Origin of the sequence: Nocardioides panacihumi (genome assembly GCF_039530925.1) — a bacterium.
Lineage (GTDB): Bacteria > Actinomycetota > Actinomycetes > Propionibacteriales > Nocardioidaceae > Nocardioides > Nocardioides panacihumi.
The window spans coordinates 43,968-51,451 of sequence record NZ_BAAAPB010000001.1; the positions used below are offsets into that span (position 1 = coordinate 43,968).

General features: G+C 72.2%; 7 protein-coding genes. 2 read left to right on the forward strand and 5 right to left on the reverse strand.

All coding sequences use genetic code 11. The annotated features are described in order from the left end of the window. Positions 1 to 67: 67 nt before the first annotated feature. The 4 genes from otsB to napA all read right to left on the reverse strand — a co-directional run bounded on the left by otsB (position 68) and on the right by napA (position 3,876). Complete coding sequence (gene otsB / locus ABD205_RS00210; RefSeq protein WP_344041177.1) at positions 68 to 904, reverse strand: trehalose-phosphatase; 837 nt, start codon at positions 902 to 904, stop codon at positions 68 to 70. A 64-nt stretch (positions 905 to 968) separates the two neighbouring features. Next, positions 969 to 2,993 (reverse strand): acyltransferase family protein, encoded by a 2,025-nt coding sequence (locus ABD205_RS00215; protein WP_344041179.1) that lies wholly within the window; start codon positions 2,991 to 2,993, stop codon positions 969 to 971. 92 nt (positions 2,994 to 3,085) lie between these two features. Next, positions 3,086 to 3,577, reverse strand: a complete 492-nt coding sequence (locus ABD205_RS00220) for a LytR C-terminal domain-containing protein (protein ID WP_344041181.1) — start codon at positions 3,575 to 3,577, stop codon at positions 3,086 to 3,088. Positions 3,578 to 3,582: 5 nt separating this feature from the next. Further along, positions 3,583 to 3,876: a nucleoid-associated protein NapA gene (gene napA, locus ABD205_RS00225; RefSeq protein ID WP_344041183.1), complete on the reverse strand. Its 294-nt coding sequence runs from the start codon at positions 3,874 to 3,876 to the stop codon at positions 3,583 to 3,585. Positions 3,877 to 4,034: 158 nt separating this feature from the next. Here napA and ABD205_RS00230 point away from each other — a divergent pair, with 158 nt between their 5' ends. Together ABD205_RS00230 and ABD205_RS00235 are read left to right on the forward strand one after the other, a co-directional pair. After that, on the forward strand, positions 4,035 to 5,069 hold the full coding sequence (locus tag ABD205_RS00230) for a Gfo/Idh/MocA family protein (RefSeq protein WP_344041185.1): 1,035 nt from the start codon (positions 4,035 to 4,037) through the stop codon (positions 5,067 to 5,069). 44 nt (positions 5,070 to 5,113) lie between these two features. After that, entirely contained in the window at positions 5,114 to 6,562 is a 1,449-nt protein-coding gene (locus ABD205_RS00235) for an alpha,alpha-trehalose-phosphate synthase (UDP-forming) (RefSeq protein ID WP_425572771.1), read from the forward strand. Here the strand turns inward: ABD205_RS00235 and ABD205_RS00240 are convergent. Next, positions 6,559 to 7,389, reverse strand: coding sequence for an oxidoreductase (locus tag ABD205_RS00240; RefSeq protein WP_344041189.1), 831 nt, complete (start codon positions 7,387 to 7,389; stop codon positions 6,559 to 6,561). The genes ABD205_RS00235 and ABD205_RS00240 overlap by 4 nt on opposite strands. Positions 7,390 to 7,484: the final 95 nt, after the last annotated feature.

Genomic DNA, 7,484 nt, shown 5'->3' on the forward strand with positions numbered 1-7,484 from the left:
CGGAAGTTCCGCAGTTCCCTGGGTCAGGTCACGAGTACCCGGTTAACCGGGTACTCCGCCCGCCCCCTCAGCCGGGGATGTCGTCGGTCAGCCGGCGCAGCAGCTCGAGCACGCCCTCGGGGCCCTCGACGACGACGTCGGACAGCGCGACCAGGGCCGCCTGCTCCTCCGACGCGGAGCAGACGAGCAGCGTCGGCAGGCCCTCCGAGGCGTACGCCGCCACCGTCTCGAACGCGTCCACGTCACCGAGGTCGTCGCCGGCGAACAGGAACCCCTTCGCGTCCAGCTGCGTGATCAGCCGGTCCACGACGAGGCCCTTGTCCATGCCGTCGGAGCGCACCTCGACCACGTTGCGGCCGGGCTCGACGATGAGGTCGTGGGCCTCGGCCTGCTCGGTGAGGATCGGCAGCAGTCGCGCGAACGCGCCCTCGGGGTCCGGCAGCCGCCTCGTGTGCACGGCGACCGCCAGGCCCTTCTCCTCGACGTACGCGTCCGCCGCGTCGGCCGTGCGCAGCGTCCGGGGCAGCTCGCGCAGGAACGTCGCCAGACCCTGCGGCGGCCGCGGCCCCACGATGACGCGGTGCGAGGCGCTCCAGCGCTCGTTGCCGTACTGGCCGAACACGTAGAGCTCCTTGCCCGCGGCCGCGAACGCGTCGCCGACCTCCTCCAGCCCGCCGAGGTCGAGCACCTGCCGCGCCGGCCGGCCGGTCACCACGGCGATGGCCAGCACCTTGCGAGCGAGCGCGACGAGCACCTCGCCGGCGTCGGGGTGGATGTGGGCCTGGGAGGGGTCGTCGACGATCGGCGACAGCGTCCCGTCGAAGTCGAGGGCGACGATGACGCCGGGCGCGGCGGCCACGAGCGCGTCGTAGCGCTGCTCCCCCTCGGGAGAGGCGAACTTCATGACCTCAAGACAACCACGTCGGGCTAGCCGCCCGGGAGCCACTGCGCCCGCGGCGCGACGAACGTCACGCCGTCGGGGTGGCGCCGACCAACGGGCCGAGGAGCTTCTCGAGCGCAGGAGCGACCAGGCGGGACCACGACGCCGTGATGTGGTCGTCGTCGTAGAACACCACGTCGTCGCCGACGACGAGCGGGCAGACGCCGGCGGAGCAGACGAGTGCGCGCGGGTCGACGAACCGCGCGCCCGTGCCCGCGATCCCGCGGACGGTGAAGTCGTTCGCGACGATGCCGTCCCCGGCGACCGGCGCCAGGCACGTCGCCTGGTCGGCGCCCGGCGTGCTGAGGCACTCCGGGGCGGGCAGGGCCCGCTGCGGGATGTCGCCGACGACGACCACGTCGCGTGTGATCGCTGTCAGCTCCCTGGCCGTGGTCGCGACGCCCTGCTGCCAGGTGCGCCCTCTCGTCATGCCCGGGAGTGCCCGGGTCTGGTAGAGCCCGCGGTAGGAGACGACGACGGCCGCGGGTCGCAGCCGACGCATCTGCCCGAGCGCCCAGCGGTGGAAGGCGTCACACCCCTGGTAGTCGTGCTGGCCCAGGCTCTGGGGCACGTCGAACGGCATGCACGACGACTTCACCAGCGGTACGACGCGGAAGTGCGCGCTCTTCCCGATGCTGTCCAGCGCCGGCAGCCACATCCCGGCATGCGAGTCGCCGTAGACGACCACCAGCGGACCGGCCGTCGGGTCGCCGTACGTGCACAACCGGGTGGTCGTGGCGTCGAAGTCGGCGTAGCAACCGAAGTCGGTGCGCCAGACGTCCTTCGCGTGCTCGCCGAGGTCGACCGACGGCAGCGGGGCGCCGCTACGGGCCAGCGCGACGGCACGGGCGAGCGCGTCCGGGATGTCGGTGGGCGCCGGCGGCGCCGTGGCCTCCGGGTGGGCCTCGAACCAGCTGTCGGCCACATCGCGCTGGTGGGCCATCACCGCCTGGGAGTGCGTCGTGGCCGCGATCGACGACGCGACGACCACGGCGAGCGTCGCCGGCCACAGCACCAGGCCGCGCGGTCCCCGCAGAGCGGGCAGGCCGCGCTGGAAGGTCCGCTCCACGAGCAGGTAGCTGAGCACCGAGGCGGCCAGGGTCACCACGAGCAGCAGGCTGGTGCGGTCGGCCTGTCCCCAGTCCTGCGGCAGCCGGGACGCGCCGAGAACCAGGATCGGCCAGTGCCACAGGTAGACCGAGAACGAGATGTCGCCGAGCCAGCGCAGCGGGGCCCACGACAGCACCGCCGCCACCGGGCCCCTGCGGGCCGCGAGCAGCGCCACGGTGCCGACCACGGGGACGGCGGCCTGCCAGCCGGGGAACGGGGTCTCGCCGCTCATGGTCGCGGCGGCCCAGCCGAGCACGACGACGCCGGTGACGCCGAGCAACGCCTGCGCGGCCCGCGGGATCCGCGGCGCCAGCACGGCGAGCAGCGCGCCGGCGCCCAGCTCGTAGCCGCGGGCGGGCGTGGAGAAGTAGGCGGCACTCGGGTGCAGGTCCGTCACCCGCAGCGACCAGGCGAGCGAGGCGAGCACGAGGGTGCCGGTGACGGCCAGGACGAGACCGCGGCTCGCCCGGCGTCGTACGAGGAGGGCGATGACCAGCGGCCAGACCAGGTAGAACTGCTCCTCCACCGCGAGCGACCAGTAGTGCTGGAAGGCCGAGGGCAGGTCGGTGCTGAAGTAGTCGGCGCCGGTCCGCGCGAAGTGGACGTTGGCGAGGAACCCGGCCGACCAGAGTGCGTCAGCACGGGTCTGGTCGGTGCGAGCGAGCGATCCCACGAACGAGACGTAGGCGAGCGTCACGACGAGCACCAGCGTGGCCGCCGGCAGGATCCGGCGGGCGCGGCGGGCGTAGAAGTCGCGCAGGCGGATCCGGTCGGTACGCCGACCCTCGCTCAGCAGCAGACCGGTGATGAGGAAGCCGCTGATGACGAAGAAGACGTCGACCCCGATGAATCCGCCCTGCACACCCGGCACGCCGGCGTGCGCCGCGACGACCAGTCCGACCGCGACCGCGCGCAGCCCCTGGATGTCGCGACGACGGTTCACGAGGCTCGGTCCTCCAGACGGCGTACGACGGCCGCGGCTCGGCCGGAACAGCCGCCGAGACTACGAGACGCGCGGCCCCGGGTCGAAACCGCTCAGTGCAGCGGACCGGTGAGGATGATCGTCAGCCGGTCGAGCTTCATCGGGTCGACGGCCTTGGCGGTGCGCTTGATGCCGAGGTCGAGCGCGAGCTGCTTGCCCTCGCGCTTGAGCTTGGCCGGGTAGTAGACGGTGGTGGCCGGCACGCTGCCGTACCAGTTGTCGGTGCCGACGACCTGCCACCCGACCGTGGCCGCCTTCTGGCTCGCCGTCGCCGCGAGGCCCTTGGTCGAGGTGTTGTTGAAGACCTCGACCATGACCTTCTTGCGCACGACCGGCTTCGGTGTCCTGGTCGGAGCGGGTGCGGCGGTCGCCGACGGGGTCGGCGTCGCCGATGTGCTCGGCTGGGCGACCGTGGTGATCTCGCGCTCGGCCGGCTGCGGACCACGGGTGACGACGAACGCCACGGCGGCCATCACCACGGCGACGACGCTGAGCATCATCACGGGCGAGGGGAGGACGACGCCGCGCTGGTCCCGGCGACCCATGGCCATCAGATCTCGAACCCGAGGCGGCGGGCGGAGCGCTGGCGCTGCCGCGCTGCCCGGAGCCGGCGCAGTCGCCGGACGAGCAGCGGGTCGGCCTGGAGCGCCTCGGGACGGTCGATGAGGGCGTTGAGGACCTGGTAGTAGCGCGTCGCGGACATGTCGAACTTCTCGCGGACGGCGGTCTCCTTCGCGCCGGCGTACTTCCACCACTGACGCTCGAAGTCGAGGATGTCGCGGTCGCGCTCGCTGAGCGCGGGGACCTGGACCTCGCTCGGTGAGGCGGCGTTCTCCGCGGACATCGGCTCCCCCGTCCTGTCTGGCTCGTACGTCGGGACCACTGTAGACGAGGAATGACAAGGATGTAGTTCTCTCGCGCGGCGCGCCTGCGACCCCGTACGGGCCCGCGCTGCTCCACTCGGGCCCGTCCTCGCGCAATGCGGCCCGTTACCGTGTCGCCGTGACCTCCGACACGCCTGTCCGCTGGGGCATCCTCGCCACCGGCAAGATCGCCCACACGTTCGCGCGCGACCTGCGGCTCACGCCGGGCGCCGAGCTCGTCGCCGTCGGATCGCGCCGGCTCGCGTCGGCCGAGGCGTTCGCCGCCGAGCACGGCGGCCGGGCACACGGATCCTACGAGGACCTCGTCGCCGATCCCGAGGTCGACGTCGTCTACATCGCGACGCCGCACTCCTTCCACCTCGACAACGCCCGGCTGGCCTTCGAGGCCGGCAAGCACGTGCTGTGCGAGAAGCCTCTGACCCTGTCCACGGCCGACGCCGAGGAGATGGTGGCGCTCGCCGAGCAGCACGACCGCTTCCTCATGGAGGCGATGTGGACCGCGTGCCACCCCACGATCCGCGCCTTGCGGCGCCGGCTGGCCGCAGGCGAGTTCGGCACTCCCCGGCACTTCCACGCCGAGCTCGGCTTCGTGGTCGACGCGGAGGCGAGCGATCGGATGCTGGACCCGGCGCTGGGCGCCTCGGCGCTGCTCGACATGGGCATCTACCCGCTCACCGTCGCCCACCTGCTCTTCGGCGAGGCGGAGTCGCTGAAGGCGGTCGCCGACGTCCGTGACGCCGAGGGCGGCGCCTTCGACCTCGACGTCGCGATGGTCGGGCGCTACCCGGGCGGGGTGCTCGCCACGCTGACCGCCTCGATCACCTCCTGGTCGTCGCGGGCCGCCGCGATCGCCACCGACACCGGCCGCATCGACCTCGACGACTTCCACCACCCGACCCGCGTCGTCTTCACCCCCAAGGCGCCGGTGGCCGACTGGACCGCTGAGGCCGGGCCGCTCGACCCGATCGAGATCGGCCCTGACGGCCCTGACGGCGCGGTCATCGGCGCCGGGTACGGCAACGAGATCGCGGAGGTCGGCCGCTGCCTGCGGGAGGGTCTGCGCGAGTCGGCGCTGGTCCCGCACGCACAGACCCTCACGCTGCTGCGCCAGATGGACGACGTACGTCGTCAGGTCGGCGTCGTCCACGAGTGAGGCGGCCGTCGTCTGGGTAAACGGACGCGACTATGGTCAGGAGCATGCAGGCCGATCTCGTGGTGGTGGCCAACCGTCTTCCGGTTGACAGGATCACCGACAGCGACGGCTCGAAGGGGTGGAGGACCTCCCCCGGCGGACTGGTCACGGCCATCGAGCCGGTCCTGCGGGAGAACGACGGCGTCTGGATCGGCTGGCCGGGCGGCACCGACACCGACCTCGAGCCGTTCACCGAGGACGGCATGCGCCTCATCCCGATGTCGATGTCGCAGGAGGAGATCGAGGAGCACTACGAGGGCTTCTCCAACGCGACGCTCTGGCCGCTCTACCACGACCTGGCGGCACGGCCGGAGTTCCACCGCGAGTGGTGGGACACCTACCAGCGGGTCAACAAGCGCTTCGCCGAGAAGGCCGCCTCCGTCGCGGCCGAGGGCGCGACGGTGTGGGTGCACGACTACCAGCTGCAGCTCGTGCCGGCGATGCTGCGCGAGCTGCGGCCCGACCTGAAGATCGGCTTCTACCTGCACATCCCGTTCCCGCCCGCCGAGCTGTTCAGCCAGCTGCCGTGGCGGCGCCAGATCCTCGAGGGGCTCCTCGGCGCCGACCTGGTCGGTTTCCAGCTCGCGGGCGCCGCGCAGAACTTCATCCGGCTCGTCCGCCAGCGGGTCGGCCACAAGACCCACCGGGATCTCGTCTACCTGCCGGACGGCCGCACGGTCCGCGCCGCGGCGTACCCGATCTCCATCGACGCCGCCGGGCTCGAGGAGCTCGCGCAGACCGAGTCGGTCCTCGCCCGGTCGAAGGAGATCAGGGAGGCGCTGGGCAACCCGCGCCAGGTCTTCCTCGGCGTGGACCGGCTCGACTACACGAAGGGCATTTACGCGCGGCTGCGCGCCTTCGCCGAGGTGATCGCCGACGGCGACATCGACGTGGACGACGCCGTCTTCGTGCAGGTGGCGGTGCCGAGCCGCGAGCAGGTCGAGACCTACAAGGTGCTCCGCGACGAGATCGAGCGGCTGGTCGGCCGGATCAACGGCGACCACGGCAAGCTCGGACGGCCCGCCATCCACTACCTGCACTCCTCCTACCCGCGCGACGAGATGGCAGCGCTCTACCGCACGGCCGACGTGATGGTCGTGACGCCGTACCGCGACGGCATGAACCTTGTCGCGAAGGAGTACGTCGCCTGCCGCGGCGCCGACGACGGCGCGCTCATCCTCTCGGAGTTCGCCGGGGCCGCCGACGAGCTCCGGCAGGCCTGGCTGGTCAACCCCTACGACCTCAACGGCATGAAGCAGGCCCTGGTCGACGCCTACCGCGCCGAGGACCGCGAGCGCGCGCGTCGGATGCGCGCCATGCGCAAGACGATCCGGCAGCACGACGTCGCCGCCTGGGCCGACTCGTTCATGACGTCGCTCACCGAGGTGCCGGGCAACCACGCGAAGACGCTGAAGCCCGCTCGGAGGTCCGGGGTCGACGCGGTGGGCGACTAGGGCCGGCGGCTGCCGTAGATCCGTCCGACCACGGCGTCGAAGACCCGGTCGGGCAGCAGGTCGCGCGAGGTCGTGATGACGCGCGCGCCGCGGCCGACGGGGTAGCGCGCGGCGGGGCGGCGGACCGTGACCGCCCGCACGATCTTGCGCGCCACCTCCTCGGGGGGCGCGGAGCGCGACGGCTTGTCGAACTCCTCGAGCACCCCGTGCGCGCGCCGCGCCTGGGCGGAGTACGCCGTCGAGCCGGACGTCTCGAGCAGCGAGTCTCGGGCGATCCCGCTCCACTCCGTGCGGATCGGGCCCGGCTCGATGATGACGACGTCGATCCCGAACGGCCGCAGCTCCATGCGCAGCGAGTCACTGAAGCCCTCCACGGCGAACTTGGTGGCGTGGTACCACGCGCCGAACGGCTCGTAGAACTTGCCGCCGATCGAGCTCACGTTCACGATCCGGCCGTAGCCGCGCTCGCGCATGCCGGGGGTCACGAGCTGGACCAGCCGCGCCAGGCCGAAGAGGTTCACGTCGAACTGACGTCGCGCCTCGGCGATCGGCACGTCCTCGACGGCGCCGTACGACCCGTAGCCGGCGTTGTTGACGAGGACGTCCACGCCGCCCGCCTCCCCGGCGATGCGGTCGGTCCCGGCGACCATCGAGGCGTCGTCGGTGACGTCCATCCCGATCACGCGCGCTCCCCGGTCGGCGAGAGCTGCCATCCGTTCGACGCGGCGGGCGGCGGCGTACACCGTCATGCCGGCGTCGAGGAGCTGGAGGACGGTCTGCTCACCGATGCCCGACGAGGCTCCGGTGACGAGTGCGACGCGGGTCATGCCCGCAGTCCTACTCCGCGGTACGCCGCTCCGCAAACGCGCGCGCCCCCTCCTCCCGCCGAGACGTCGATCCCCACGGTCCGAGACGTCAATCC